The following is a 26,305-nucleotide window of genomic DNA, read 5'->3' on the forward strand; positions in this document are numbered from 1 at the left end:
GATCCTCCGGGGCGTCAGGAGCCCGCTGCTCTAACGACAGGGGCTTCCACCTTCTGGCACTGGCCGTCATGGCTCTCCGTAAGGTGTGAGGCGGCCCGGGAGGGCCGGGTGTGGCTGGGGTGGACCGGGTGCTCTGGATGATGGTAGAGCGTGAGCGATCCGCCCGGGAGACCTCGACCGGACCTACCGGTCCTCCGGCAGGGAGCCGAGGATGAACTCGCCGACCGCCGACTCGACCCGCCAGTCCAGGCCGAAGGCCTCGGCCGAGAGGCTGGTGTCACCGGTCCCCAGCGCGCAGCCGGCCAGGCCCATGCCGGTGGTCAGCAGGTACAGCGTCTGCTGCACCACGCCGACGTGTTTCAGGGTCAGCGCGTAGGAGAGTCCGCTGTACTTCCAGGAGACCCGGGCGAATCGGGCGGTCATGGTGAGCAGCAGGTCGGGCGGTGCGGTCATCCCGGCGCCGCTCTGGGCCTCGCGCAGCAGCGTGGCGGCCGGCGGTGTGCCCGAGGCGAGCCGGACCAGCGCGTGGCCGAGCGGGTCGTAGTAGTAGACGCCGGGGTCGAGGTCGGCGCAGCGTCCGACGGTGAGGTAGAACTCCAACTCGGCGCAGGCGCCGCCGCTGGGGTACGGGCGACTGTTCGTCCCCGGGTGGTCGTCCGAGGGGGCGGGGCTGCCGGTGCCCCGGACGCGCAGGGCGCGGTGGAGCAGCTCGCCCAGCTGTTGGAGCGTCACCGGCCTCGGCCCGTGTCGGCGGACCGACCGCCGCTGGTCCAGCACCTCGGCCAGGGAGGCTTCCCAGCCCGGCTTTTCGGGGTCGGGCCGGGGCAGGGGGATCCGGGTGCCGGGCGGCACGGGCTTGAGGGGCGGGAGCCGGTCCTGCCTGCCGCGCAGCGGGTAGGTGGCGCCGAACGGCTGGTCGTGCAGACCGGGGCGGCTGCTCCAGTGGAACCGGAGGTCGTGGTGGGACCAGGGGAGCAGCGCCGGGTCGCGGTCCTCGGGGAAGCGGGCCTGGTGGGCCCGCGCGGGCTGTTCGGCGACCTCGACCATGCCGGTCGCGATCAGATGGGCGATCAGGGCGTCGGCGGTCGCCCGGGCGATCGGCAGCCGTTCGGCCGCCCGTTCCAGCGTGACGGGGCCGCCGAGCGAGGCGATCAGCCAGCCGACCTCGGGCCGGGTGAAGACGGCGCGGAAGGGCGACAGCGGTGACTCCAGCAGGCTGCCGCGCCCGGTGGACCGCAGCGCCGCGAACCGGGAGAGCCGCAGCAGCAGACCCGCCGGCACCGGCACCGGGTCGAGCCGGGCACCGAGGGCCGTCGGGACGACGGACAGCAGCGGCTCCTCCCCGTCCGGTGCCCCGATCGAGCGGACCACCAGGCCGCCCAGCCGCTGCAACGCGGCCAGCAGGCCCAGTCTCGACCGGAGTTCACCGGTGCCCGGGACGTTCTCCAACTGGACGGGGCCGAGCGACATCCGGCGCAGTGCCTCCGTCAGGACCGTGCCGGGCTGCGGGAGGTGCAGGTCGCCCCAGTGGGAGCGGAGCATCACCGCGCCGTCGTCCAACTGCTCCAGCAGGGTGTCCTCGCGCAGGGACCACAGCTTGATCCAGGGGGCGGAGGAGGAGCTGTCGGAGGGCTGGTCGGACGGCACGGTGACTCCTGGTCGGGGTTCGGGTGTACTCAGACGAACAGGGGGATCGGATTCAGCTCCTCGTACGGTGTCGGGCGCGGCAGCCTGCCGAGGGACACGGGGACGTCGAAGAGCCGGCCCGGCGCGAACCGGGGCCAGAAGTGCCGCAGGCCCGGTACCAGGGTCCGCACTACGGGCAGCCCCAGGTCGGGGCGGGTCTGGTCCAGTATGCAGACCTCCAGGCCCCGCTGTTCCAACGTTCCCTGCAGGCTCCGGAGTTCGTCGAGCAGGTCTCCAGTCGGGCGATAGCCGTAGTCGAGCGGCGTACGAGCCGGGGCCGCCGGATCCGGGGCGAGGTAGGGCATGCCGTCCCGGGTGGCGGTGCGCCACCAGTGCAGGGCGACCGGGTCGGCGCAGCCGTAACCCGTCCCGTCCGGGTGGGCTCCCAGGACGGGCGGGAGCAGCTGGTTCATCTCGGTGAGCGCCCGGCAGAGGGCGATGGCCGGGTCGGGGTGGGCGCCGAAGCCGAAGACGATGTCCTCGGGCCCGCGGCCGGTCCGCCGGGACAGCGCCGCGACCACCGGGACGCCGAGGTCCGAGGTGAGGTCCAGGGCCCAGACCGCACGGCCCAGTTCGGCGTGCGCCTGGCACACCTCGGCCGTCCAGGGGTCGCCGAAGGAGGTGAGGTCGACGGCCGGCTGGCGGGTGCGGTTGTACCACCACAGGGCCACCGCGTCCCGTTCGACCAGCTCCAGCAGGCCCTGCAGTGCGGCGTCCTCCAGCGTGCCGCCGGCGGCGCAGCCATTGGAGTCGGCGTGGACCATCCGCCGGCCGGGCTGGTCGGGGACGTTGTAGTAGAGCAGGGTGGTCGGGAACAGCACGTGGCGCGCCCTGGTCAGTGACCAGACGGGTGACCAGTCGAGCACCGCGTCGGGGTCGAAGGGCTCGGCGACCCGGTGGAAGGGGTGGCCGCCCGCGTTCGCCCCGGCCCGCTGGGCGAACTGCCGCTCGTCCCAGAGCTGGCAGCTGCCGGGATGCACGGCGTCCGGGCCGAGCGAGCGCAGCGAGCCGCGGACCCGGGCCTCGTCGCCCTGCCACGAGCCGCTGATCCGCTCCACCGCCTCGCAGAGCGCACCCACCTGGGCCTCCAGCGGAGTCCGGCCCTTGCCGCAGCTCTCCTGGCGCAGTGTGGCGCGCAGTTCGGACATCCGCCGGGGCCCGAGCGCCGGGTTGTGCCCGGCCCGGTAGACGTTGAGCAGTTCGGGTCCGCGCGGGTCGCGACGGATGTCCTTGACCACGCCGGTCACCGGGCTGAGCAGGTGCCCGTACCGGTTGAGCACGTGCTGCGAGGAGAGTGCCCGGTGGCCGCCGCCCGTGGCCCTGCTCCGGCGGTGGGTCAGGACCACCGGCCGCTCGGCCTGACCGGCCATCATCGAGGCGTCCCCGCAGTCCGGGCACTGGGGGCGGCGGGTGAGCCGGTGCGACCGGGTGGCGAGGGTGAGGGTGTCCAGGGTGGTCACGCAGTCCTGCTCGCCGCTGCGGCGGCCGGCCAGCCACTTGGTGCACTCCAGGGCGGCGAGTTGGGCGCCCAGGCCGACCGTGACCGGGAGTGCGGCCTTCGGTATGGGCACCGGGGCACCGCCATGCCGCAGCCGGACCGGGGCCTCGGCGTGCCGGTGCCCCCGGAGCCGGTGGGCGAGGCAGTTCCAGCAGGCACCGGCACCGGGCCGGAACACCGGGCCGACCCACAGGGTGGTGCCGCACACCTTGGTGAGCAGCCAGGGGCGGCCGTCGGCCCGCCGCTCGGCGTCGACCGCGCGCAGCCGCGGATCGAGGTAGTCGGAGCAGACCACCAGGTCGAGGTCGGCCGGCCGGCCCGCCCCGGCCGGCGGGATCCCCGCGGCCAGGCAGGCGGCGCGCAGCGGTGCGTCGTCCACCTCGCCGACGGCGGTGATCCGCAGGGTGCCGGCCCGCTCGGGGGCGCCGCCGGCGAGTTCCCAGTACGCCCTGGCCGCGCTGTCCCCGGCCTCGGCCGGCCGCTGGGGCGGACGGTGGTCGAGCAGCCCCTGGTGGGTCAACTGGCCGATCAGTTTGGCCACTTGCTCGGGCCGGACGGTGGGTGTCGCCTCGCTCAGCAGCGTCGGCAGATCCCGGGTGCCGTCGAGCAGCGGCGCCAGGGCGGCCAGCTCGGCCCCGGCGACGGCCGTCACCCCGCGTTCGGACATCAGGTAGACGGCGTCACCGGGCACGACCTCCGCCCGGAGGTGCTGCTTGAAGCCGATCAGCGGCGCCGACTCGTTCCCCGCCTGCGTGGTCATGTCGTCAGGCCGCCGCACCCGAGAGGGCCGCCGTGTACTCGGTTTCGTTGAAGGTGAGGCAGTAGGAGGCGGGCCCCGGCGCCACGGCGGGGAGCCGGTCGAACAGGTCCACCACGAGGTCGAGCTCCTCGGCGGCCGGCAGGGCCGGCACCGCCTCGCCGGGAGTCGTCCCGATGCCCGCCTCGGCCAGCACCCGGTAGGGGTTCTCCTCGTACCGGCGGCGTAAGCCGGGCTCGGTCAAGGCCCGCACGATCAGCTCTGCGAAACGCCAGTCCTGGTCTATGGACATGCTCTTCCTCCGATGACGGTGCCACTGTCGGGCTGCGGATCGACGGACTTTTGAGTCGGGCTCAAGCAAGGAGTTAACGAAATCCGACCGATCTTTGACCAGTGCCTCCCTCATGCAGTCGACATGAGGAAGTCACGGCGTTCCGGAACCTCGCCTTCGACCTGAGTGGTCTTCGAGCGCGCGGTGCCACGCTGCGGTCCCCGGCCATCCCGAGGAGGAGTCATGGGGCACGGCACGCCCGTCGTCGAACGGATCCTGGTCGCCGCATTCCGGCCGCTCGCCATCCTGGCGGCGGTGTACGGATTCATGCCGCCGCCGTGGGCCATCCTGCATCTGCTGGGCCGTGCGGGCGGTCCGACCGATGGTCCCCGGAGTTTCGAGTAGCGCTTGAGCGGTGGCACACATGCTCGAACGCGATCGTCCGTCGGACCAGACGTCATGGGGGTAATGGTGGCGGGAGCCGTTGATTTCACCGATCTGCTGCTTCGCCGGGGCGAGGAGCTGGTGGACCGCGAGGCCTACCGCTTCGTCCGCGGTGAGGACCTCGACGCGGGGCGCGCCGCCGGAGAGCTGCCGCCGGGCGTCCCGGTCAGCTACGGGGAGCTGGACCGGGCGGCGAAGCGGATCGCCTCCCGGCTGCAGGAGGGCCGGCCGGTCGGGCAGCGGGTGGTGCTCTGCCACGGGGACGCCGCCGGCTTCCTCCCGGCCTTCGTGGGCTGCCTGTACGCCGGTGCGATCCCCGTCCCGGCACCCGCGCCCACCGGCACCCGGCAGTCCGGCGAGCGGCTGGCCAGGATCCTCCGGGACACCGCCGCCGCCGCCGTGCTCACCGACGCGGCGAACGGGCCCGCGGTGTCCCAACTGCTCGCGACGGTGAGCCAGGCGCACATCCCCTGTCTGGCGACGGACCGCCCGGGCCTGGGCGATCCCGACGCCTGGGTCCGCCCGCCGGCCCGGCCGGACGAGCCGGCCCTGCTGCAGTACACCTCGGGCTCGGTGAGCGAGCCCAGGGGCGTCGTGGTCAGCCAGGCCAACCTGCTCGCCAACCAGCGGGCCATCCAGCGGGTCCTGGGCACCACCGAGCACTCGCGGATCGGCGGTTGGCTGCCGTTCCACCACGACATGGGGCTGATCGGCCAGCTGCTGCACCCGCTCTTCCTCGGCGCCTCGGCCGTCCTGCTCCCACCGGTCGCCTTCGCCCATCGGCCCGTCCGCTGGCTGCAGATGATCGACCGGTACGGCATCACCGTCTCCGGCGCCCCCGACTTCGCCTACCAGCTGTGCGTGCGGCGGGTCCCCGAGGAGCGGGCCGCGGAGCTCGACCTGTCGCGCCTGGAGATCGCGGTCAGCGGCGGTGAGTCCGTCCGGGCCAAGACGCTGGACGACTTCGCGGCGCACTTCGCCCCGGCCGGGCTGCGCCCCGGCGTCCTGCGGGCCGGGTACGGCATGGCCGAGGCCACCCTGATGGTCGCGGTCGGCGGCCGGCGGCCGGCCCGCGCGGTGGACGCCGCCGCGCTGGCGAAGAACCGGGTCGCTCCGGCCGTACCGGACCGGCCTTCGCGCAGGTTCGTCCCGGTCGGCCGGGTGATCGACGAGCTGGAGACGCTGGTCGTCGATCCGGACTCCAGGCGCCGCCTGCCCGACGGGCAGGTCGGCGAGATCTGGATCCGGGGGAGCAGCGTGGCCCAGGGCTACTGGAACCAGGCCAGGGAGAGCGTCGAACTCTTCCAGGCGGTGCCGGCCGGGGCGGGGCCGGAGGAGGGCGGCTACCTGCGCACCGGTGACCTGGGCTTCCTCGACGAGGGCGAGCTCTTCGTGGCCGGCCGGCTCAAGGAGGTCATGATCGTGGCCGGCCGCAACCTCCACCCGCAGGACATCGAGCAGCAGGTGCAGAAGCTCAGCGTCCTGTTCGGTTCGGGGGCCGCCTTCGCGGTCGGAGCGGACCAGGACGAGGTGGTGGTGGTCCAGGAGGTGCGGTCCGGCGATCGGGACCCCGAGCAGGAGCTGCCCGCGCTGGTCGGCGCCGTCCGGCGGTGCGTGGCCGAGGAGTTCGGCGTCGCGGTGGAGCACGTCGTCCTGGTCCGGCCCGGCACCGTGCGGCGCACCACCAGCGGCAAGCTGCGGCGGACCGCGATGCGGCAGCTCTTCCTGGCTGGTCGGATCAAGCCGCTGCACGCGACGCGCGAGCCGGACGGCGCGTCGGCCGCGCTGACCTCCGTTGCCTAGCACCGGCCGGGCCGGCCCCGGCTCGGCGGGAACGGACGGGGAGGCCGAGGTCCGGCGGCGGGTCGCGGAGCTGGAGCGCTGGTTCGGCGATCCCGCCGATCCGGCCAACCCGCTGGGGACCGCGGCGTTCCTCGCGGCCGACGCCCGGGAGGAGCCGCTCGCGGCGGCCGAACTGCTGCTGGAGCGGCTCGGGTTGACCGCCGAGTTCGTGCCGCGCGAGCTCGGTGGCCGGCTGACGGAGCTCGACGCCCTGGCCCGCGTGGTGCGGGTGGTCTTCCGCCGGGACGCGGCGCTCGGGCTCGGCTACGGGTTCACCGACTTCCAGGCCGCCGTGGTGATCTGGGCGGCCGGCAGCCCCGCCCAGCGGCAGGCCGCGGCGCGCCTGCTGCACGGCGGCGGCCGGATCGTCGCCGCCTATCCGGAGCTGGCGAGCGGCAGCAACTTCCTGGCCAACGAGCTGACCGCCCGGCCGGCCGAGGGCGCGGCGGTGGCCCGCCTCAGCGGGCGGAAGGAGTCCTTCACCAATGTCTCCCGGGCCGACCGCCTGGTGCTGTTCGCCCGGACCGGCGAGGGGCGGCACAGCCATTCGGTGCTGCTCGTCGACCGGGCGGCGCTGCCGGCGGACCGGGTCGCCGACCTGCCGAGGCGCCGCACCCGGGGCGTGCGCGGCTGCCTGGTGGCCGGGATCGAGTTCGCCGACTGCCCGGTGCCCGCCGATGCCCTGGTGGGCGAGCCGGGCGGCGGCCTGGAGCTGACCCTGCGGCTCTTCCCGGTCATCCGCAGCGTCGGCCCGTCCGTGGCGCTCGGCTGCGCGGACACCGCGCTGCGCACCGCCGTGGCCTGCGTGGTGGACCGGGGCGTGGTGGGGCGGCCGAGCGAGCCGGACGGGCCGCAGACCCTGTCGCACGCCAGGAGCACCCTGGCGGGCGCCTTCGTCGACCTGCTGATGTGCGACTGCCTGGCGCTGGTGGCGACCCGCGCGGTGCACCTCGCCCCCGCCGACTCCGGGCTGTACGCGGCGGCCGTCAAGTACCTGCTGCCGCAGCTGCTCACGGACACCTCGTACGAGCTGTCCACCTTGCTGGGGGCGGAGTTCCACGACCGTGACGGGGCGTACGGGGCGTTCGCCAAGAGCGTCCGCGACCTGCCGATGATCGGGCTCGGCGCGGCCGGGTCGGCCGCCTGCCGGGCCACCGTCGTCCCTCAACTGCCAAGGCTGGCAAGGGAGTCCTGGCTCCGCGACGCCGAGCCGCCGGCCGAGCTGTTCCGCCTGGAGGCGGGCGGGCTGCCCCCGCTGGACTTCGGCCGGCTCAGCCCGGCGGCCACCGGTGACCCGCTGGCCGCCTCGCTGCCGGGCTCGGCGGCGGCCACCGCGGCGGACCCCGGCGGACACCTGGCCGAACTGAGCGGCCTGCTCGCGGCGGAGCTGGCCGGCCTGCGGGAGGGCTGCGCCGCCCTCGACCGGGACGGCCGCTCCGCGCTGCTCGACCCGCGCGGCCGGGCCCTGGCCGACCGCTACGCCCTGGTGCTCACGGGCGCGGCCTGCCTGGGCGTCTGGCGGCATCAGCAGGGCCCCGGCGCCGGCTTCCTGGCCGACCCGGGCTGGCTGACCGTGGCGCTCACCCGGCTGCTCCGCCGGCTGGGCACCCCCACGCCGAAACCTCCGGTGGACCAGGAGGAGCCGCTGCTCGCCGAGGTGCTGGCGAGGTTCGGCGGGCACCGCAGTTACGACCTGTACGACACGCCGCTGGCCGGCGGTACATCCACCGACGGAGAGGGAAGGGACAGTCGATGAGAGGGACGGACGGCCGGCCGCCGCTGGCGATCATCTCGACGGACGGGACCGAGCACGAGCTGTGCGGCTGGCTGACGGCCCGGCTGCACGCCCAGCTGCCCGGCACCCGGCCGATCGACCCTGACACGCAGTTGATCGAGTACGGCATGGACTCCGTGGTGGCGCTCGGCCTGTACGGCGAGATCGAGGAGGTCTTCGGGCTGAAGCTCGACTTCGGCGCGGTCTACGAGTACGCCACCGTCCACGAGTTGGCCGCGCACCTGGCGGCCAGGGCGGCCGTCCGCCGGCCGCGCCCGGGGGCGGGCTCATGACGACCGGGGCGACCGCGGCCTGCACCGTCGGCCCGCGGCTCCAGGCAGCGCTGCTGGCCGTCTCCGAGGTGACGCCGGAGCTGCTCTTCGGTGAGCCGGAGGCCGGCTTCGGGGCCGAACTCGACGACGAACTCCAGCTGGTGGACGACCTCGGCTTCGACTCGGTGATGCTGATGGAGTTCCTGCACCGCCTCCAGGAGCACTTCCCGGCCCTCGGGGAGCTGTCCCTGCCGGAGACCCTGCCACACCTGCGCACGGTCGGTTCGGTCACGGAGTTCCTGAGGCGGCGGTTGCCACGGGCCGAGGCGGTCTGAATGGTCTTCTCGCTGGAACCCGCGGCCAACCCGAACACGCCGGGGATGTTCGCCCGCCCGATCCAGGTGCGCGGACCGGACGGGCCGTGGGAGGCCGTGCGCGCGGCGGTGTCCCGGTACGGCAGCGCGCTGGTCCACGCCCGGATGGACGACTGGCTGCCGACGGACCTGTCGGACCCGCTGATCCCGGATCAGCTCGGGCCCGACCAGGTGCGGTTCCGCCGGATGCGCCACCCGACCGTCCGGGCGCGCTTCGTGGCCTCCCGGCTGATGCTCAAGCACACCGCCGGCGCGGTCCTCGGCGAGCCGCCGCACGCCCTGGAACTGGCCTACAAGCTGGGCGGCCGCCCGTACCTGCGCGGTTTCGAACAGCTGGACGTCAGCCTCAGCCACACCGCCGACCTGCTGGTGGTCGGGCTGACCAGGCGCGGCTGGATCGGCGTGGACGCCGAACTCCGTGACCGGCAGATGGTGGGCCTGGGCACCGAGGCCCAGATGTGCACCCGGCACGAGCGGGAGGAGCTGGAGCGGATCGCCGAGGAGCAGCGCAACACCGCGCTGGTGCGCCTGTGGACACTCAAGGAGGCGTACAGCAAGGCCATCGGCCAGGGCATGCGGTTCCGCTTCACCGAGTTCGGCTTCGGGCCGCGGGAGCTCCAGGCGGCGGACGTCCGACTGCCCGACGGCTCCCCCGCGACCGGCGCGGAGTGGACCTTCCGCACCGCCCTGCTGCAGGAGCGCTACACGGTGAGCGTCGCCCTGTACGACGCGGGCTTCGGGGAGGCGGGTGACGGGGCGCACGCGCTGCGGGTGGAGGACGGCCTGCTGGCCGAGCTGCTCGGTGGGGCCGCCGACGCCCCTTGAGCATCATGCGGCAGCCGGCCCGCAGGCTGCCAGTGCGGTCCTCACCCGCCGGAGGTGAGGAATCCATACCGACTCCGTGCACTTGCTTCCTGTCCGATTCCTGAACTTCTCACTGTCACGAGCGCCACCCACCGTGTCACGATCCGTAGTGACCGGACGCATCCGCAGCCCGGCGTTGTGCGGAGAGGTGGGGAAGTCCTCGGATGGAAATTCAGGTACTGGGCCCGTTGACCGCTGCCGACTCAGGGGTGTCCATCGTCCCGACGGCGGCGAAGCCGCGCCAGCTCCTGGCGCTGCTCGCGCTGAACGCGAACCGGATCGTCTCGGTGCCGCAGCTGATGGAGGAGCTCTGGGGCGCGGAGCTGCCGCGCAGCGCCCCCACGACGCTGCAGACGTACATCCTCCAGCTGCGCCGGAAGCTTCGGGCGGCCGCCCAGGCGAACGGCCGGCCGGGCTGTGCCGAGGAGGTCCTGGCCACCCGGCACGGTGGCTACGTGCTGCAGGTGCCGGACTCCTCGGTGGACGCCACCGAGTTCGACCGGCTGTCCGCCGCCGGCCACGCCGCCTTCGGGGTCGGCGACCTGGAGGCCGCCTCCGCGCTGCTGGGCGCCGCCTCCGCGCTGTGGCGCGGGTCGGTGCTGGCCGACGTCCGGCACGGTCAGCAGCTGAGCATCGAGGTCACCCGGCTGGAGGAGTCCCGGATCGGAGTGCTCGAGCGGCGGATCCGCGCCGACCTGCGGCTCGGCCGCCACCACGAGCTGATCGGTGAACTCTACGCGCTGACCGGACGCCACCCGATGGACGAGGCGCTGCACGCCCACCTGATCGTCGCCCTCTACCGCGCGGGCCGCGCGCCACGGGCGCTGACGGTGTACCAGAAGCTCCGGGACACCCTGGTCGACGAGCTCGGCCTGGAGCCCTCGGGCCCGCTGCAGCTGCTCCAGCGCGCCATCCTGCGCGGGGAGCCGGCCGACGACTACGGGATGGAGGGCGCCGCCGCGCTGGTGGCCGGCGGCCGGCTGGTGGGCTGACTGCCCGACGCCCCGTCAAATCCGCTGCACGGCCCGGGTCGTGCGCATCCATCCGTGCTCCAGTTCACGTCCAGTGTTCTTCCAGGGCCGCTGGCCACCATCGTCGGGCGCTGCCGTCCGGTAGTGCCGATGGAGGCGAAGGAGGCCGCGTGAACCAGTACTTCGCAGCCGTGCCGCAGGCCGGGGCGCCGTTGCGCCTCGTCTGCTTCCACCACGCCGGGGCCGGTGCGACGGCGTTCGCCGGCTGGGCCGCCCGGGTCGGTCCCGACATCTCGGTGCTGCCGGTGCGGCTGCCCGGTCGGGAGAACCGGCTCGGCGAGGCCAGGATCACCGATGTCGAGCTGCTGTTCCGGGAGTTGGACGAGCACCTCGGCCCGGTGCTGGAGCAGGGCCCCTACGCCTTCTACGGGCACAGCCTCGGCGCCCTGGTGGCGTACCGCCTGGCGGAGCACCGGATCAGGACCGGGCAGCGCCCGCCGGCCGGGGTGGTCGTCGGGGCCTGCATGGCTCCCCATCTGCCCAACCCGCTGATCTCCGCCGCGGACCTGGGCGACGACGGGCTGCTCGGCCTGCTGTCGGGCCTGGGCGGCATCCCCGAGGAGCTGCTGGCCCGGCCGGTCTGGCTGCAGGAGATGCTGGCCACCGTCCGGGCCGACCTGACGCTCGGCCGCGCGCTGCGCGACGGCGCCCTGACGCCGCTGTCCTGCCCGATCTGGGCGTTCGCCGGAGCGCAGGACCGGATCGCCACCCCCGCCGCGGTCGCCGCGTGGGAGCGCTGGACGACCTCGTCCTTCCACAGCCGGACGCTGACCGGCGGCCACTTCTTCGTCCGGGACGGCGAGCTGCCGGAGCTGCTGGGCGAGCTGCTCACCGAGCGGCTCGTCCTCGCCTCCGTCGACTGACCGAACCGCGGGAACCGCGAGAACCTCGAAGGGAGAAGGCGCCATGAATATCGGCCTGCTCGGCCCGCTCAGGGTCGACCAGTCGGGGGTCTCCATCGTGCCGACGGCCAGCAAGCCCCGCAAGGTACTGGCCCTGTTGGCCTGCCGGGCGGACCGGCTGGTGTCGGTGGAGGCACTGATCGAGGAGGTCTGGGGCGAGCACCCGCCGCGCAGTGTCCAGACCACCCTGCAGACCTACGTCCTGCAGCTGCGCGGCTGCATCGCCACGGCCCTGGGCGGCCAGACGCCCGTGGACCTGCCGCGCGGCTCGAAGAGCGTGCTGGTCACCGAGCCCGGCGGCTACCTGCTGGACACCCAGGGCGGCTCCCTGGACCGCGACGAGTTCGACCTGCTCTCCCGGCGCGGCCACCGCGCGATGGACGGCGGGGACTGCCTGGCGGCCTCCGCCACCTTCCGGCAGGCGCTGGAACTGTGGCGCGGACCGGCCCTGGTGGACGTCCAGTGCGGGGCGCTGCTCGAGGCGGAGGCGCGCTCGCTGGAGGAGGCCCGGCTGAGCATCCTGGGCCGGCGGATCGAGGCCGACCTGAGGCTCGGGCGCCACCACGAACTGGTCGGCGAACTGGCCGGCCTCTGCGTCCAGCACCCCCTGCACGAGGGGTTGCAGGCCCAGTTGATGATCGCCCTCTACCGGGCGGGGCGCCGCAGCGCCGCGCTGGAGACCTACCACCGGCTGCGCACCGTCCTCAGCCGGGAGCTCGGACTCGACCCGTCGCCGGAGCTGCGCGAGCTGCAGAGCGCCCTGCTCGACGCCGACCCGGGGCTCGACCTGGTCAGGACCGGCCCCCCGGGACGGCTGCTGCGAGCCATCTGAACCACCGTGCATCCGACCAGTCACCACTGAGGAAGGAAAACCGATGAGTGAGTTCACCCTGTCCGAGCTGACCGACAAGCTGCGCGAGTGCGCGGGCGATCCCGCCGAGGGCTACGACCTGGACCGCGACGACGTCACGGACGTCCTGTTCTTCGACCTCGGTTACGACTCCCTGGCGCTGCTCCAGGTCACCGGGGTGCTCAAGCGGGAGCGCGGCGTCGTGCTGCGGGACGACGAGGTGATGGGCGTGGAGACCCCCAGGGAGCTGCTCCAGCTGATCAACGCCGACCTCAGCGTGCGGGCCGCCTGATGCCGTACGCAGCGATCACCTACCGCGTCAAGCCGGGCCACGAGGACGAGATCGCCGCGATCTTCGCGGACTTCCAGCGGGTCGACACCCCCGAGTACGCCGCCGAGGACGGGACCTCGGCCGGGCGGCTGCTCGGCACCGGTGTCTTCGTCAAGGACGACGTGCTCGTCAGGGTCATCCACTACGAGGGCGACTTCGCCGCCGTGGGCCGGCACATGGCGGCCCAGCGCGGCGTGCACGTCCTGGAGGAGCGGCTGGCCCCCTACCTCGCCGAGCAGCGGGACACCACCAGTGCCGAGGGCTTCGCGGCGTACTTCCGCAACGCCCTGATGCGCTCGGTCGCCCAACTCACCGTGGACACCCACCCGACGCGGGTCTGAGCACCGGCAGAAAGGCGGTTCGCCATGACAGCGGCGTTGGGCTTCCTCGCGCTGCTCGGCAGCGGGGTCACGGCCGGGGTGCTGTTCGCCGTCGCGCTGAGCGTGCTTCCCGCGCTGTTCGCGATGGAGACGAGCACCTACGTGTACGCGCACCAGCTGCTCGGCCGGAACTGGGATCCGACCATGCCGGTGATCGTGCTGGGCTCCACCCTGGCCGATCTCCTGTGGGCGGTGTTCGGCGGCGGGGCCGTCCGCGGCCCGGCCGCCGCGGCGACGGTGCTGCTGCTGGGCGTCTCCGGCGTCTCGCACCTGTGCAACGTGCCGATCAACCGCAGGGTGAAGGCCGTCGAGGACCCCCGGCGGCTCCCCGCCGACTGGACGGATCCGCGCCCGCCGTGGCGGCGTTGGCACCTGCTGCGCACCGCCCTGGCGGCCGCCGCCCTGACCCTGAACAGCATCGCGGCACTGGGCAGTTGACCGACACCAGCAGGCCGGGCCGGCCCCCTCGAGGGGGCCGGCCCGGCCTGCTGCGCCGCGCGGTCAGGAGGCCGCCGGCACGTCCCGGACCGAGATCTGGGCGACGGTGCGCAGCAGGCTGCGCCGGAAGGTGGCGACGAAGCCCTCCACGGTGTCGGTGTCACGCGGCTTGCTCAGGTACGGCTTGAGGCGCTGCTCCACCTCGCGCACACCCGGCTGGGAGGCCATGTGGCGCGCCACCGCGTCCAGGTCGCCCTGGTACTCGATGACCCGCACCAGGGTGTCGTCGCGGATGAACACGGCGGTGGCCAGGATCCGGCCGGCCTCCTCGCCGGTCTCGGTCCGCACCTGGTCGGACCGCACCCGGCGGAAGTTGCCGAAGATCTCGGCCAGTTCGGCCTCGAAGCCCGGCTTGATGTCGTAGGTGAGGGCGGCGAACGGCATGGGTCGCTCCTGGGTGGTCGCTGGACTTGTCCCCCCGATGCCAGCACCACGGCCTCGGATCTCTCTCAAGTCCTTTTGCTGGACGCTCTCTTGAGTGCACCTCCAGTTGGCAGTGGAACAGTCCGATCGTCGGTTGCAGCACCCAATTCAGTAGGAGGCGAGCAGTGCACCGAACCCTTATCGTGGCGAAGTTGCAGCCGGGCAAGGCCGATGACATCGCGGGCATCTTCGGCGACTCCGACGCGACCGAGCTGCCGCACATGATCGGTGTCGCCCGGCGCACCCTGTTCAAGTTCCACGACCTCTACTTCCACCTGGTCGAGGCCGACCAGGACATCGCGCCCGACCTCTACAAGGCGCGCAGCCACCCGCTCTACGAGGAGATCAACAGCCGGCTCGCCGCCTGTGTGAACCCGTACGACCCGAACTGGAAGGAACCCAAGGACGCCATGGCGACCCCCTTCTACGTGTGGACCAAGGGCGAGGGGCGGATCCTGTGAGCAGCGCCGACCGCACCACCATCACCCGCACCGTCAAGTTCTCGGCGGACCAGGCCGAGGCCAACACCAAGCGCGGCGGCGACATCCGGGTGACGCTCAGCCCCAAGACCGTCGGGTGCACCTCCGGCTTCGGCGGAGTGATGAGCCTGGTGCCGGGCGACCACGTCACGGAGCACTACCACCCGTACTCCGAGGAGTTCATCCACGTGGTCTCCGGCGAGCTGGAGATGAGCCTGGACGGCCAGCCGGTGAAGCTCACCGCGGGCGACTCGCTGCTGGTGCCGATCGGCGTCCGGCACCGCCTGGTGAACGTCGGCGAGGTCACGGCGCACTGCGCCTTCCACCTGTCGCCGCTGGCCCCGCGTCCCGAGCTCGGGCACGTGGACACCGAGCCGGCGCAGCACCCGGGTGCCGCCAACCCGCAGATAGGCGGCGGGGCGTGAGCACCGGCCCGCAGCCGGAGCGGTCACCGCGGGCCGAGCGGCGTGCGGTGATCACCGGGATCGGCGTGGTGGCACCGGGCGGCGTCGGCCGGGAGGCCTTCTGGCAGCTGCTGACGGAGGGGCGGACCGCCACCCGGCGGCTCAGCCTCTTCGACCCCGCCCTGTTCCGCTCCCAGGTCGCCGCCGAGGTGGACTTCGACCCGGCGGCGGCCGGGCTCCAGGCCCGCGAGATCAGGCGGATGGACCGGGCCGCGCAGTTCGCCGTGGTGTGCGCCCGCGAGGCGCTCGCCGACAGCGGACTCGACCTGGCGGCGGTGGCCCCGGAGCGGGTCGCCGTGGGCCTGGGCAGCGCGGTCGGTTGCACCATGGGCCTGGAGGAGGAGTACAAGGTCCTCAGCGACTCCGGCAAGGAGTGGCTGGTCGACCACAGCTACGGCGTCCCGCACCTCTACGGCTACATGGTGCCCTCGACGCTCGCGGTGGAGGTCGCCTGGGCGGCCGGTGCGGAGGGCCCGGTCTCGCTGGTCTCCACCGGGTGCACCTCGGGGATCGACGCCGTGGCGCACGCCGTCCAGCTCATCGAGGAGGGCAGCGCCGACGTGGCCCTGGCCGGCGCCACCGACGCGCCGATCTCGCCGATCAGCGCGGCCTGCTTCGACGCGATCAGGGCCACCACCAGCCGCAACGAGGACCCCGAGCACGCTTCCCGCCCCTTCGACCGGGACCGGGCCGGCTTCGTGCTGGGCGAGGGCTCGGCGGTCATGGTGCTGGAGGAGAAGTCGGCCGCCGAGGCGCGGGGCGCGCACGTCTACGGCGAGATCGTCGGCAGTGCCGGGCGCAGCAACGCCCACCACATGACCGGTCTGAAGGCGGACGGCCGGGAGATGGCGGAGGCCATCCGGGTCGCCCTGGACCAGGCCCGGCTCGACCCGACCGCGGTGAGCTACGTCAACGCGCACGGCTCGGGCACCAAGCAGAACGACCGGCACGAGACGGCCGCCTTCAAGCGCAGCCTCGGCAGCCACGCGTACGACATCCCGGTCAGCTCGATCAAGTCGATGATCGGCCACTCGCTGGGCGCCATCGGCTCGATCGAGGTGGCGGCCTGCGCGCTGGCCCTGGACCGCCAGGTCGTACCGCCGACCGCCAACCTGCACAACCCGGACCCGGACTGCGACCTGGACTACGTGCCGCTGACCGCCCGTGACCACCGGACCGACGTGGTGCTGACGGTCGGCAGCGGCTTCGGCGGATTCCAGAGCGCGATGGTCCTGGCCCGGCCCGGAGTCGTCTCCTACGGGAGGAGTTGAACGTGCGGACCGACGACACGCCCCCGGTGATCACCGGGATCGGCATCACCGCGCCGACCGGCATCGGCATCGAGGCCCACTGGGCCGCGGTGCTGGCCGGGAAGTCGGGCATCGACCGGATCACCCGCTTCGATCCCGCGCCCTACCCGGTGACCCTGGCCGGCGAGGTGACCGGCTTCACCGCCGCCGACTCCGTGCCCAGTCTGCTGATCCAGCAGACCGACCAGTGGACCCACCTGGCGCTGACCGCCTCCGAGGCGGCGCTCGCCGACGCCGGGGTGGACCCGGCCGGGCTGCCGGAGTACGAGATGGCGGTGGTCACCGCCAGTTCGTCCGGCGGCACCGAGTTCGGCCAGCGCGAGATGTCGGCGCTCTACCAGCACGAGCCGGAGTGGGTCGGCGCCTACCAGTCGATCGCCTGGTTCTACGCGGCCACCACCGGGCAGCTCTCCATCCGGCACAAGATGCGCGGCCCGTGCGGCGTGCTGTGCGGGGAGCAGGCGGGCGGCCTCGACGCCATCGGCCAGGCCCGGCGGCTGACCAGGCGCGGGGCCCGGCTGGTGCTCACCGGCGGCACCGACGCCTCGCTCTGCCCGTACGGGCTGGCCGCGCAGCTCGCCACCGGCAAGCTCTCCACCGTGCCGGACCCCTACCGGGCCTACCTGCCCTTCGACCGGACGGCCGCCGGCCACCTGCCGGGCGAGGGCGGCGCGATCCTGGTGCTGGAGAGCGCGGCCTCGGCCGCCGAGCGGGGGGCCGGGCAGCGGTACGGCACCGTGCTCGGGTACGCCGCGGGCTTCGACCCGGCGCCCGGCTCCGGCCGCCCCCCGGCGCTGGCGCGCACCGTCCACCAGGCGCTCGCGGACGCCCGCCTGAGCGCCTCGGACATCGACGTGGTCTTCGCCGACGGCTCCGGCACGCCCGCCGAGGACCTGGCGGAGGCCGAGGCGATCACGGCGGTGTTCGGCCCGCGCGGGGTGCCGGTCACCGTGCCCAAGGTGCTCACCGGCCGGCTCTACGGCGGTGGCGCGCCGCTGGACGTGGCCACCGCGCTGCTCGCGCTGCGCGACGGGGTGATCCCGCACACCGCCGGGGTCGAGTCGCTCGCCCCGGGGTGCGAGATCGACCTGGTGACCCAGGCTCCGCGCACCGCACCGCTGCGCCGCGCCCTGGTGCTGGCGCGCGGCCACGGCGGCTTCAACTCAGCTCTGATCCTGGCACGTTGACGGAAGGACAAGGCGCCATGGCAGGTCACACCGACAACTCGATCGTCATCGACGCACCCCTGGAGACCGTCTGGGAGATCACCAACGACCTGGAGAACTGGCCGAACCTGTTCAGCGAGTACGCCTCGGCCGAGGTGCTGGAGCGGGACGGCCGCACCGTCACCTTCCGGCTCACCATGCACCCCGACGAGAACGGCACGGTGTGGAGCTGGGTCTCCCGCCGTACGCCGGACCCGGTGACCCGCACGGTCTCGGCGCACCGGGTGGAGACCGGCCCGTTCGAGTTCATGGACATCCACTGGGAGTACACCGCCGCCGAGGAGGGTGGGGTCCGGATGCGCTGGGTCCAGGACTTCCACATGAAGCCGCAGGCCCCGGTGGACGACGAGGGCATGACCGGGCACCTCAACCGCAACACCGTCGTCCAGATGCAGCTGATCAAGGAGAAGGTCGAGGCGGCCGCCCGCGCGCGCAGCGCGGCCTGACGCCACGTCGAAGACCCGCCGGAAACGAGAGGACAGCCGGTGACCGCTCTGCTCGCTCCGCTGGTGGTGCTGCTCAACGGCCTTGCCGCCGGGGTGCTCCTGGGCACCCAGCTCGGCGGCTGGCCGCTGCTCGCCGCGCTGCCACCGGACCGCTACGTCCACGCCCACGCCTTCTTCGCCACCCGCTACGACCCGGCCATGCCGATCTGCCTGCTGGGCACCCTGGTCGGCGACCTGGTGCTCGCCGTCGGCGGCCCGCAGGGCCTGGCCCGGGGGCTCTGCCTGGTCGCCGCCCTGCTCGCCGCGGCCACCGTCGTCATCTCGATCACCAAGAACGTGCCGGTCAACAAGTGGATCCGGACGATCGACCCGGAGAACCTCCCGGCGAACTTCGCCGAGCTCGACCCGCGGGGCACCTGGGGGCCGTGGAACCGGCGGCGCAGCGTCCTCGCCCTGCTCGCCCTCGCCGCCAACTGCGCCGCGCTGTCGGCCCTGCTCTGACGCACCGACCCACCAGTCCAAGGAGGAAGACAATGAATCTGGCCCTGGAGGGCAAGAAGGCCCTCGTCACCGGCGGTACCCGCGGCGTCGGCCGCGGCATCGTGCTCGCCCTGGCCCGGGCCGGCGTCGACGTGGTGACCTGCTACCAGCAGGAGAGCGACTACGTCGGCTCGCTGGAGCGGGAGTTGAAGGAGATCGGCGGCAACCACCTGGTGCTGCAGGCCGACGTGACCCGCCCGGACGAGGTGGCCGCCCTGGTCGCGCGGGCCGGCGAGGCGTACGGCCGGCTCGACCTGGTGGTCAACAACGCCGGGGCGATCAGCCACATCCCCTACGCCGAGCTGCCGCTGGAGGAGTTCCAGCGGGTGTTCACCACCAACGTCACCGCCGCGCACCTGGTCGTCCAGCACGCCCTGCCGCTGCTGCACGCGGGCTCCTCCGTGGTCAGCATCGGCTCCAAGGCGGTGGACGCCGGCATTCCGCTGCGCTCGCACTACACCGCCACCAAGGCGGCGCTGGTGGGTCTCAGCCGTTCGCTGGCCAAGGAGTTCGGCGGCAAGGGCATCCGGTTCAACGTGGTGGCCCTCGGCGTGGTGGAGACCGAGAACCTGTACAAGCTGCCCGAGGACCAGCAGAAGCTGATGGTCGAGCGCTACAGCGCCAAGACGGCCCTGGGCCGGCTCGGGACTCCGGAGGAGGTCGCCGGTGCGGTGCTCTGGCTGGCCAGCGACCTCTCCCGCTACGTGACCGGCTCGACCGTCAGCGTCGACGGGGGGATCTCCTGATGACGTTCCGGGTCATGCTCCGGATGGAGATCAAGCCGGAGACCGAGGCCGCCTTCGTCGAGGAGTGGCACCGCGGCACCGAGGCGGTCACGGGCCACCCGGCCAATCTCGGCCAGTGGCTCTCCAAGGACAGCGGAGAGGCGGGCACCTACTGGATCGTCAGCGACTGGCTGGACGAGCCCCGGTTCCGGGCCTTCGAGGAGAGCCCCGCCCACCTGGAGCACCGGGCCAAGCTGCACCCCTACCGCAGCGGCGGCTCGTTCCACACCATGGAGCTGGTGGCCCACATCCCGGGCCGGGCGGCGGCCGCCGATGTCTGAGGTACGGGTGCTGGTCTACCAGGTCGCCCGGGACGAGGCCGAGTTGGCCGCCGTCCGGGAGGCGTACCACCAGGTGAGCGGGCGGCTGGCCGAGGTGCCGGGGATGCTCGGCAACGAGCTGCTCCGGCAGGCCCACGACCCCCTGTCGCTGGTGGTGGTCAGCCGCTGGGCGAGCATGGCGGACTTCGAGACCTGGGAGTCGGGCGCGGAGCACCGCGAGGACACCGCACCGCTGCGGCCCTACCGGGACACCCGGACCGGCACGCCGTTCGCCGTCTACCAGGTCGACGCGGTCCACTGACCGGCCGCCCGCCCCTGACCGCTGTCCCCGGCGCAAACCCCCGGCGCCGGGGACAGCCCTTTACCCCGAACACGTACCGGGAACGCACCCCAGAAGGAAGGCAGCACCATGAGCCACCCCAGACTGGCCTTCATCGGACTCGGCGCCATGGGCGGCGGCATGGCGCACCGCCTGCTCCGCTCGGGCTACGAGCTGACCGTCCACAACCGGACCGCGAGCCGGGCCGCACCGCTGGTCGCCGAAGGCGCCGTGCTCGCCGGCTCGCCGGCGCGGGCCGTCGCGGGCCTGGGCACCGTGCTGCTCAGCCTCAGCGACGAGGCCGCCGTCGAGCAGGTGCTGTTCGGCGAGGTGCTGCCCGTCCTGGCGCCCGGCAGCACGGTGATCGACACCTCCACCGTCTCCCCGGAGTACGCGCGCGAGGCCGCGGCCCGGCTGGCCGCGGCGGGGCTGCGCCGGGTGGAGGCCTGCGTGGTGGGCAACCCGCTGCAGGCCAGGGAGGGGCAGCTGCGGGTCTTCGCCGCCGGGGAGGAGCGGGACATCGAGGCGGTGCGGCCCGTCCTGGAGGCCATCGGCTCCGAAGTGGTGCTCTTCGGTGCGCCGGGTGCGGCGGCCACCGCCAAGTTGATCCTCAACCTGCTGCTGGGTGCCCAGGTGGCCTCGCTCGCCGAGGCGGTGACGTACGGGGAGCGGGCCGGGCTCGACCGGGACCAGCTGCTCGCGACGATCGCCGGCACCGGCTTCAGCTCCCAGGTCATGCGGTTCCGGGCCGAGTTGATGCGCAAGGGCGCCTACCAGCCGGCCTTCTTCCGCTCCACGCTGATGGAGAAGGACCTGCGCCTCGCCGTCACCGACGCCGCCGCGGCGGGCGTCGCCATGCCGGTGCTCGACACCGTACGGTCGCGCTTCGCCGCCGTGGTCGAGGCCGGCGACGGCGACAAGGACGCGTCGGTCCTGATCGAGCACAGCTGACCGTAGGGCCCATCGGGCGTGGGGGCTTCGGCCGCCACGCCCTCGGGCGTGCGTCAGCGGGCGAGCATCCGGGCCAGGGCCTGCCGGAGGGCCTCGGCGGCATCGTCGAGGGCTCCGGCCGACCGCCAGGCCACCGCGCCGTCCGGGCGGACCAGCACCGCACCGGCCTCGGTCACGCCGTAGGTCTTCGCCCAGGTGCCGCTCGGATCCTCGAACTCGCCGTCGCCGCCGATGCCGTGCAGGTCGAGCGGGACGCCCAGCTGCCGGGCGGCGGTCTCGGCCGCCGCGGGCCACGCGCCGGGGATCGAGCCGGTGAGCAGAACCGGCGCGCCGCCGAAGAGGTCCAGGGTGGAGCACTCGCCACCGGGCCGCCGGAGCTGGACGTGGGGGGCCCGGGTGCCCGGCAGGCCGCGCGGATCCGTCGCCCAGACCGCCGGCTCGCCCGCCGCCGCGGGCTCGGTCTCGGGCTCCTCGGCGGCCGGGTCGCACGGGTAGCGCCAGCCGAACCACATCGTGGCGTCCTCGACGACGCCCGGCGGAAGCCCGCGCCGCCCGCTGCGGTCGGCGCCCCGGGGGCGGTCCTGCTGGCGCAGGACGGCCTGCCGCACGGTGGCCTCGCAGATCGGCCGGCGTTCGGCGTCGTAGCTGTCGAGCAGGTCGGGCGCCGCGTGGCCGGTCAGGACGGCGGCCAGCTTCCAGGCCAGGTTGTGGGCGTCCTGGACACCGGTGTTGGAGCCGAAGGCGCCGCTCGGGGGCATCACATGGGCGGCGTCACCGGCCAGGAACACCCGGCCGGACCGGAACGTGTCGGCCACCTTCGCCGCCGCCTCCCACGGGACGACGCCCAGGATCTGCACGGGCAGCCCGGGGACTCCGGCGGCCGCCCGGACCAGCTCCACGCAGCGCTCGGGCGGGTAGTCGGCCGCGACGTCCTCGGCGGCGGCCGGGTCCACGATCACGTCGAGCCGCCACTCCCGCGCGTTGTCCAGGGGGATCAGCGCGCCGCGCACCCGGGAGTTGAACGTGTAGCACATGATGAACCGGCGGTCGCCGAGCTCCGCCGTGAGGTCGGCCCGGAAGTGGACGGCCAGGAACCGGCCGAGCTGCCCGCTGCCGCCGAACGGGATGTCCAGCTGCCGGCGCACCGCGCTGCGGGCTCCGTCGGCCGCGACCAGGTAGCCGGCCCGCACCCGGTCGGTCCGGCCGTCGGGGCCCCGGACCAGCGCGGTGACCCCGCTGGTGTCCTGCTCCAGGGCGAGGAGCCGGCTGTCGAAGCGGAAGACCGCCCCGGCCCGTTCGGCGGCCCGGCGCAGCACGCCCTCCAGCTCGCCCTGGTGGCACAGGCACCAGGTGGTGGGGGACAGCCCGCTCAGGTCGGAGCTGACCTCGCGGTAGTACTCCTCCCGGAAGGCGCCGAGCTCCGGTCCGGCCAGCGACCCCGCCAGCCGCACCCCGCTGTTGCGGGCCAGGGCCCGCGCGGAGGGCAGGGCGCGCAGCTCCTCCTCCAGGCCGGCGGCCCGCAGCAGCTCCATCGAGCGCGGGTTCACGCCCCGGGTGCGCGGGTGGGACGAGAGGCTGCTCCGCTGCTCGAGCACCAGGCAGCGGACTCCCCGCCGGGCCAGGAACAGCGCGGTGGACAGCCCGACCAGGCTGCCTCCGACGATCACTACCGGAAACTGCGACTCCTCGGTCATCCCGTGTTCTCCTCCGACGGCCGTGATGGAGGCCCGAGGATCGCCGCCCGGCATCGGGAACCACTCAAGCCGGGCCCCATTGACCGGGATTCGAGCAGGGCGGGGCACGCTGGCCCGGTCGGGCCGGCCGGCCCGGCGGCCGAGGAGAGAGGCGGGCGGGGAATGGCGGAGTACGAGGGGCCGGTCCGGGTGATCCTGCGGATGGACATCGCCCCGGGCCGGGAGGCGGAGTTCGAGGCCGTCTGGCTGGAGATCGGCGGGCTCATCGGGGCTCAGCCGGCCAACCGGGGCCAGATGCTGGTCCGGTCCGCCGAGGAAGGGGAGGGCCAGGTCTACCACGTGTTCACGGACTGGGCCGACGAGCCCTCCTTCCGCGCGTTCGAGCTCAGCGCGGAGCACGTGGAGCACCGCCGCCGGCTCCGGCCGCTGCGGATCGGCGGGGGGATGACGGTGACGCGGATCGTGCACGACCTGCGCCGGCCCGCGCCCGCGGCGGGCTGAACGCGCGAGCGGTCCCCCGCCGGTCGGGCGGGGGACCGCTCGCGGGTGCCGGGTGCTCAGACCCCGCCGTCCACGTTGAGGGTCACGCCGCTGATGTACGCGGAGGTGTCGCCGGCCAGGAAGAGCACCGCGCCGGCCACGTCCTCGGGCCGGCAGATCCGCCCCAGCGCGGTCATCCCGACGATGCGCTCGACCGCCTCGGGCGGCAGCCCGGCGCCCGGCTCGGTCTCGGTGAGGCCGGGGGCCACGGTGTTGACCCGGATGGCGCGCGGGCCGAGCTCCTTGCACAGCGCCCGGGTGAGGCCGATCAGGGCGGCCTTCGAGGCGGTGTAGTGCACCCCGCGGACGCGACCGCGGAGCGCGACGGACGAGCCCACGTTGACCACCGAGGCGCCGTCGACGAGCAGCGGCAGCGCGGCCTGGGTGACCAGGTACGCCGAGGTGACGTTGTGGTCGATCACCCGGTGCCACTCGGTCTCCGCCAGCTCGCCGAACCAGACCTGGCCGTCCACCCCCACGTTGTTGACCAGCGCGTCCAGCCCGCCCAGCGATTCGCGGACCCGCGCGGCCAGCTCCGCGGCACCGGCCCCGGTGGTCACGTCGGCCTGGACGACGAGATGCCCCTCACCGGTCTCCTTCAGCTCCCGGGCGAGCGAGTCGGCCTCGGCCCCGGCGCTCCTGGAGCACACCGCCACCGTGGCCCCCGCCCGGGCGAAGGCGAGCGCCGTCGCCCGCCCGATGCCCCGGGTGCCGCCGGTGACGAGCACGCGCTTGCCGAGCAGTCCCTGATCCATCTGCTTCTCCTCTGCTGCCGGACCTCGGCCGCCACCGTCGCGCGGCCGTCTCGCGGATGGCTGGACGGCAGCTCGGGCCGGCCTGGTTCGAGCGGTCCGCGATCGGTCCGATAGGCAGGCGAGAGACCCTTCGCGCCATCAGACGAACCGTAGGTTCTCAAGGAAGGTGGGGCGATCCATGCGGGTACTGTTCGCGACCTGGGCGTGGCCTTCGCACCTGTACGCGTTGGTGCCGCTGGCCCGGGCCTGCCGGGCCGCCGGGCACGAGGTGCTGGTCGCCAGTCAGCCGGCGATCCAGGACGAGATCGTCCGCGTCGGCCTGCCGGCGGCCGCGGTCGGGCAGGACGTGGACGCGGCCGGGCTGGTCCGTGGCTATCTGCTGCCGTCCGCCGCCGTCCCCGCCCCCGTGGTGCCGGCCGGACCGGAGGGCCGGGGCCCGCGCGCCATGCGGATGTTCCACGCCCACGCCGACTCCATGGTGGACGACCTCACCGCGCTGGCCCGCGACTGGCGGGCCGATCTGGTGGTGTACGAGCCCACCGCGCTGGCCGGCCCGATCGCCGCCGCGGCGGCCGGGGTGCCCGCGGTGCGGCTGCTGTACGGCACCGATCTGCTGCTGCGGGCGCGGGGCCTGCTGCCCGAGGTGCTCGCGCCGCTGGCCGAGCGCAACGGGGTGGGCGCGTTCGACCCGTTCGGATCCTGCACGGTGGACCCGTGCCCGGACGAGTTCCAGGTGCCGGTCGACTACGAGCGGCTGCCGATGCGGTACGTCCCGTACAACGGGCCCGGTGCGGGCTCGCCCCTGCGGGCGCCGGCCCCCGGCAGGCGCCGGGCCGTGGTGACCTGGGGCCACACGATGGCCAAGATGTCCCCCGCCCACTTCCTCGCCCCGCAGGCCGCCCTGGCCGCCCGCGACGAGGACACCGAGGTGGTGCTCGCCGTCTCCGCCGCGCAGCTCCCGCTGCTCGGCGAGCTCCCCGAGGACGTCACCGTCACCGTGGACGTGCCGCTCCACCTGCTGCTCGCCGACGCGGACCTGGTGGTCTCGCACGGCGGGGCGGGCACCGTGCTGACCGCCCTCCAGGCCGGCCTGCCGCTGCTGCTGGTGCCGCAACTCCCGGACCACGCCGGCCACTCGGCCCGGGTGCTGGCCTGCGGGGCCGGCGAGGTGCTCAGCCGGGACGAGGCCGACCCCGCGCGGCTGCGTGCCGAGGTGCGGCGGCTGCTCGACTCCGGGGCGGAGCGCGCCGCGGCCCGGCGGCTGCGCGAGCGCAACGCCGAGCGGCCCGCCCCGGCCGAGCTGGTGCCCGCCCTCGAAGAACTCACCGATCGCCGGTCGGCATCCGTTCGCTGACCGTCCGTCGAGACCCGACGAAGGAGAGAGCCGTGGAGATCGGAATAGGTCTGCCCACCACCGTCCCGGACAAGGTCGGCCCGGAGGTGCCCCGGTGGGCGCGCCGGGCCGAGGAGTGCGGCTTCGCCAGCCTCGGTGTGCTGGACCGGCTGGTGTACGACAACTTCGAGCCGCTGGTGTCGCTGGCGGCCGCCGCCGCCGTCACCGAGCGGATCAGGCTGGTGACCACCATCCTGATCGCCGGCTACCGCGGCGACGTCGCGCTGCTCGCGAAGCAGGCGGCCACCATCGACGCGATCTCCGAGGGCCGGCTGACGCTCGGCGTCGCCGCCGGCGGCCGGGAGGACGACTACGCCGCGACCGGTACCGGCTACCACGACCGCGGGGCGCGCCTGGACGCCCTGCTCGGCGAGCTGCGGGAGATCTGGGCGGGCCGGGGCACGGTGCCCGGCATCGGGCCCGCGCCGCTGCGGCCGGAGGGCGTACCGCTGCTGGTCGGCGGGCACTCGGCCCGGGCGATGCGGCGGTCCGCGCAGTTCGGCACCGGCTGGATCGCCGGCGGCAACTCCGTCACGGCCTACGCCGAGCAGGTCCGCCAGGCCCGGCAGACCTGGGTCGACGCGGGCCGCACCGACCGGCCCAGGATGGTGGCGATCCTCTACACCCACCTCGGGCCGGACGCGGCCCGGGTGGCCGGTGACTACCTGCGCGCGTACTACTCGTTCATCGGCCCCAAGGCCGAGCGGACGGCCGCCGGTGTGCTGGTCGAGCCGGAGCGGATCCGCGAGGCCGTCCAGGCGTACGCCGAGGCGGGGTGCGACGAGCTGATCCTGCTGCCCTGCACGGCGGACCTCAAGCAGGTCGGGCTGCTGGCGGACGCCGCGCTCTGACCCGGCCGGCCACGGTGAAGGCGCCGGTCCCTCCTGGGGCCGGCGCCTCCGCCGTGCCCGGCCCGCACGCCGAA

At 74.0% G+C, this 26,305-nt stretch carries 31 protein-coding genes; 25 read left to right on the top strand and 6 right to left on the bottom strand.

Annotated features, from left to right (window positions below; genetic code table 11):
* Positions 1-183: 183 nt before the first annotated feature.
* The 3 genes from CFP65_RS20850 to CFP65_RS20860 are packed head-to-tail and all read right to left on the bottom strand — an operon-like array spanning position 184 to position 4,233.
* A complete protein-coding gene (locus CFP65_RS20850) occupies positions 184-1,647 on the bottom strand; it encodes a SagB family peptide dehydrogenase (protein WP_254552491.1) in 1,464 nt (487 codons plus the stop codon).
* Between the two features lie 29 nt (positions 1,648-1,676).
* Positions 1,677-3,944 carry a TOMM precursor leader peptide-binding protein gene (locus tag CFP65_RS20855; RefSeq protein ID WP_104821014.1) on the bottom strand — a complete coding sequence of 756 codons (2,268 nt, stop codon included), beginning with the start codon at positions 3,942-3,944 and terminating at the stop codon, positions 1,677-1,679.
* A gap of 4 nt (positions 3,945-3,948) precedes the next feature.
* Positions 3,949-4,233 (bottom strand): hypothetical protein, encoded by a 285-nt coding sequence (locus CFP65_RS20860; RefSeq protein WP_104817601.1) that lies wholly within the window; start codon positions 4,231-4,233, stop codon positions 3,949-3,951.
* A 222-nt stretch (positions 4,234-4,455) separates the two neighbouring features.
* On the opposite strand from CFP65_RS20860, the gene CFP65_RS39125 reads away from it, so the two are divergent.
* The 12 genes from CFP65_RS39125 to CFP65_RS20915 all read left to right on the top strand — a co-directional run bounded on the left by CFP65_RS39125 (position 4,456) and on the right by CFP65_RS20915 (position 13,714).
* Positions 4,456-4,617: a hypothetical protein gene (locus tag CFP65_RS39125; RefSeq protein WP_158702291.1), complete on the top strand. Its 162-nt coding sequence runs from the start codon at positions 4,456-4,458 to the stop codon at positions 4,615-4,617.
* A gap of 54 nt (positions 4,618-4,671) precedes the next feature.
* Complete coding sequence (locus CFP65_RS20865; RefSeq protein WP_104817602.1) at positions 4,672-6,459, top strand: fatty acyl-AMP ligase; 1,788 nt, start codon at positions 4,672-4,674, stop codon at positions 6,457-6,459.
* The gene (locus CFP65_RS20870; RefSeq protein ID WP_104817603.1) at positions 6,452-8,254 is read left to right on the top strand and encodes an acyl-CoA dehydrogenase family protein; all 1,803 of its coding nucleotides are present in this window, start codon (positions 6,452-6,454) and stop codon (positions 8,252-8,254) included. The genes CFP65_RS20865 and CFP65_RS20870 overlap by 8 nt, the downstream gene beginning before the upstream one ends.
* A complete protein-coding gene (locus CFP65_RS20875) occupies positions 8,251-8,565 on the top strand; it encodes an acyl carrier protein (protein ID WP_104817604.1) in 315 nt (104 codons plus the stop codon). The genes CFP65_RS20870 and CFP65_RS20875 overlap by 4 nt, the downstream gene beginning before the upstream one ends.
* The gene (locus tag CFP65_RS20880) at positions 8,562-8,879 is read left to right on the top strand and encodes an acyl carrier protein (RefSeq protein ID WP_104817605.1); all 318 of its coding nucleotides are present in this window, start codon (positions 8,562-8,564) and stop codon (positions 8,877-8,879) included. Before CFP65_RS20875 ends, CFP65_RS20880 begins: the two co-directional genes overlap by 4 nt.
* Positions 8,880-9,743 carry a 4'-phosphopantetheinyl transferase superfamily protein gene (locus tag CFP65_RS20885; protein WP_104817606.1) on the top strand — a complete coding sequence of 288 codons (864 nt, stop codon included), beginning with the start codon at positions 8,880-8,882 and terminating at the stop codon, positions 9,741-9,743. It begins immediately after the preceding gene.
* Positions 9,744-9,946: 203 nt separating this feature from the next.
* Positions 9,947-10,774, top strand: coding sequence for an AfsR/SARP family transcriptional regulator (locus CFP65_RS20890; protein ID WP_104817607.1), 828 nt, complete (start codon positions 9,947-9,949; stop codon positions 10,772-10,774).
* A 149-nt stretch (positions 10,775-10,923) separates the two neighbouring features.
* Positions 10,924-11,676, top strand: a complete 753-nt coding sequence (locus CFP65_RS20895) for a thioesterase II family protein (protein WP_158702292.1) — start codon at positions 10,924-10,926, stop codon at positions 11,674-11,676.
* A 43-nt stretch (positions 11,677-11,719) separates the two neighbouring features.
* Positions 11,720-12,547, top strand: a complete 828-nt coding sequence (locus CFP65_RS20900; RefSeq protein WP_104817609.1) for an AfsR/SARP family transcriptional regulator — start codon at positions 11,720-11,722, stop codon at positions 12,545-12,547.
* Between the two features lie 43 nt (positions 12,548-12,590).
* Entirely contained in the window at positions 12,591-12,857 is a 267-nt protein-coding gene (locus CFP65_RS20905) for an acyl carrier protein (protein ID WP_104817610.1), read from the top strand.
* Positions 12,857-13,237 carry a SchA/CurD-like domain-containing protein gene (locus CFP65_RS20910; RefSeq protein WP_104817611.1) on the top strand — a complete coding sequence of 127 codons (381 nt, stop codon included), beginning with the start codon at positions 12,857-12,859 and terminating at the stop codon, positions 13,235-13,237. The genes CFP65_RS20905 and CFP65_RS20910 overlap by 1 nt, the downstream gene beginning before the upstream one ends.
* Positions 13,238-13,261: 24 nt before the next feature.
* Positions 13,262-13,714: a DUF1772 domain-containing protein gene (locus tag CFP65_RS20915; RefSeq protein ID WP_104817612.1), complete on the top strand. Its 453-nt coding sequence runs from the start codon at positions 13,262-13,264 to the stop codon at positions 13,712-13,714.
* Positions 13,715-13,777: 63 nt separating this feature from the next.
* On the opposite strand, the gene CFP65_RS20920 is transcribed toward CFP65_RS20915, so the two are convergent.
* Positions 13,778-14,158 carry a SchA/CurD-like domain-containing protein gene (locus CFP65_RS20920; protein ID WP_104817613.1) on the bottom strand — a complete coding sequence of 127 codons (381 nt, stop codon included), beginning with the start codon at positions 14,156-14,158 and terminating at the stop codon, positions 13,778-13,780.
* Positions 14,159-14,322: 164 nt separating this feature from the next.
* Here CFP65_RS20920 and CFP65_RS20925 point away from each other — a divergent pair, with 164 nt between their 5' ends.
* The 10 genes from CFP65_RS20925 (at position 14,323) to CFP65_RS20970 (ending at position 20,998) form a co-directional block, all read left to right on the top strand.
* A complete protein-coding gene (locus CFP65_RS20925) occupies positions 14,323-14,658 on the top strand; it encodes a TcmI family type II polyketide cyclase (protein ID WP_104817614.1) in 336 nt (111 codons plus the stop codon).
* Positions 14,655-15,101: a cupin domain-containing protein gene (locus tag CFP65_RS20930; protein WP_104817615.1), complete on the top strand. Its 447-nt coding sequence runs from the start codon at positions 14,655-14,657 to the stop codon at positions 15,099-15,101. The genes CFP65_RS20925 and CFP65_RS20930 overlap by 4 nt, the downstream gene beginning before the upstream one ends.
* Positions 15,098-16,411 (top strand): beta-ketoacyl synthase, encoded by a 1,314-nt coding sequence (locus CFP65_RS20935; protein ID WP_158702293.1) that lies wholly within the window; start codon positions 15,098-15,100, stop codon positions 16,409-16,411. The genes CFP65_RS20930 and CFP65_RS20935 overlap by 4 nt, the downstream gene beginning before the upstream one ends.
* Positions 16,408-17,637, top strand: coding sequence for a ketosynthase chain-length factor (locus CFP65_RS20940; protein WP_371682441.1), 1,230 nt, complete (start codon positions 16,408-16,410; stop codon positions 17,635-17,637). Before CFP65_RS20935 ends, CFP65_RS20940 begins: the two co-directional genes overlap by 4 nt.
* A gap of 17 nt (positions 17,638-17,654) precedes the next feature.
* The gene (locus CFP65_RS20945; RefSeq protein WP_104817617.1) at positions 17,655-18,122 is read left to right on the top strand and encodes an SRPBCC family protein; all 468 of its coding nucleotides are present in this window, start codon (positions 17,655-17,657) and stop codon (positions 18,120-18,122) included.
* Between the two features lie 39 nt (positions 18,123-18,161).
* Positions 18,162-18,623, top strand: a complete 462-nt coding sequence (locus tag CFP65_RS20950) for an anthrone oxygenase family protein (protein ID WP_104817618.1) — start codon at positions 18,162-18,164, stop codon at positions 18,621-18,623.
* A gap of 32 nt (positions 18,624-18,655) precedes the next feature.
* Complete coding sequence (locus CFP65_RS20955) at positions 18,656-19,408, top strand: SDR family NAD(P)-dependent oxidoreductase (protein WP_104817619.1); 753 nt, start codon at positions 18,656-18,658, stop codon at positions 19,406-19,408.
* Positions 19,408-19,728 (top strand): antibiotic biosynthesis monooxygenase, encoded by a 321-nt coding sequence (locus CFP65_RS20960; RefSeq protein WP_104817620.1) that lies wholly within the window; start codon positions 19,408-19,410, stop codon positions 19,726-19,728. The genes CFP65_RS20955 and CFP65_RS20960 overlap by 1 nt, the downstream gene beginning before the upstream one ends.
* Positions 19,721-20,029, top strand: a complete 309-nt coding sequence (locus CFP65_RS20965; protein ID WP_104817621.1) for an antibiotic biosynthesis monooxygenase — start codon at positions 19,721-19,723, stop codon at positions 20,027-20,029. The genes CFP65_RS20960 and CFP65_RS20965 overlap by 8 nt, the downstream gene beginning before the upstream one ends.
* Before the next feature lie 108 nt (positions 20,030-20,137).
* Positions 20,138-20,998, top strand: coding sequence for an NAD(P)-dependent oxidoreductase (locus CFP65_RS20970; RefSeq protein WP_104817622.1), 861 nt, complete (start codon positions 20,138-20,140; stop codon positions 20,996-20,998).
* Positions 20,999-21,051: 53 nt separating this feature from the next.
* Here CFP65_RS20970 and CFP65_RS20975 read toward each other — a convergent pair whose 3' ends face one another.
* On the bottom strand, positions 21,052-22,692 hold the full coding sequence (locus CFP65_RS20975; protein ID WP_158702294.1) for an FAD-dependent oxidoreductase: 1,641 nt from the start codon (positions 22,690-22,692) through the stop codon (positions 21,052-21,054).
* Positions 22,693-22,854: 162 nt separating this feature from the next.
* On the opposite strand from CFP65_RS20975, the gene CFP65_RS20980 reads away from it, so the two are divergent.
* Positions 22,855-23,193: an antibiotic biosynthesis monooxygenase gene (locus CFP65_RS20980; protein WP_104817624.1), complete on the top strand. Its 339-nt coding sequence runs from the start codon at positions 22,855-22,857 to the stop codon at positions 23,191-23,193.
* 56 nt (positions 23,194-23,249) lie between these two features.
* Here the strand turns inward: CFP65_RS20980 and CFP65_RS20985 are convergent, their stop codons facing one another.
* Entirely contained in the window at positions 23,250-23,987 is a 738-nt protein-coding gene (locus CFP65_RS20985) for an SDR family NAD(P)-dependent oxidoreductase (RefSeq protein ID WP_104817625.1), read from the bottom strand.
* A gap of 178 nt (positions 23,988-24,165) precedes the next feature.
* Between CFP65_RS20985 and CFP65_RS20990 the strand changes: the two genes are divergently transcribed.
* Positions 24,166-25,341 carry a nucleotide disphospho-sugar-binding domain-containing protein gene (locus CFP65_RS20990; protein ID WP_104817626.1) on the top strand — a complete coding sequence of 392 codons (1,176 nt, stop codon included), beginning with the start codon at positions 24,166-24,168 and terminating at the stop codon, positions 25,339-25,341.
* Positions 25,342-25,373: 32 nt separating this feature from the next.
* Positions 25,374-26,231 carry an LLM class flavin-dependent oxidoreductase gene (locus CFP65_RS20995; protein WP_104817627.1) on the top strand — a complete coding sequence of 286 codons (858 nt, stop codon included), beginning with the start codon at positions 25,374-25,376 and terminating at the stop codon, positions 26,229-26,231.
* The last annotated feature ends 74 nt before the right edge of the window (positions 26,232-26,305 follow it).

The sequence above is a fragment of the Kitasatospora sp. MMS16-BH015 genome, from assembly GCF_002943525.1.
Classification (GTDB): domain Bacteria; phylum Actinomycetota; class Actinomycetes; order Streptomycetales; family Streptomycetaceae; genus Kitasatospora.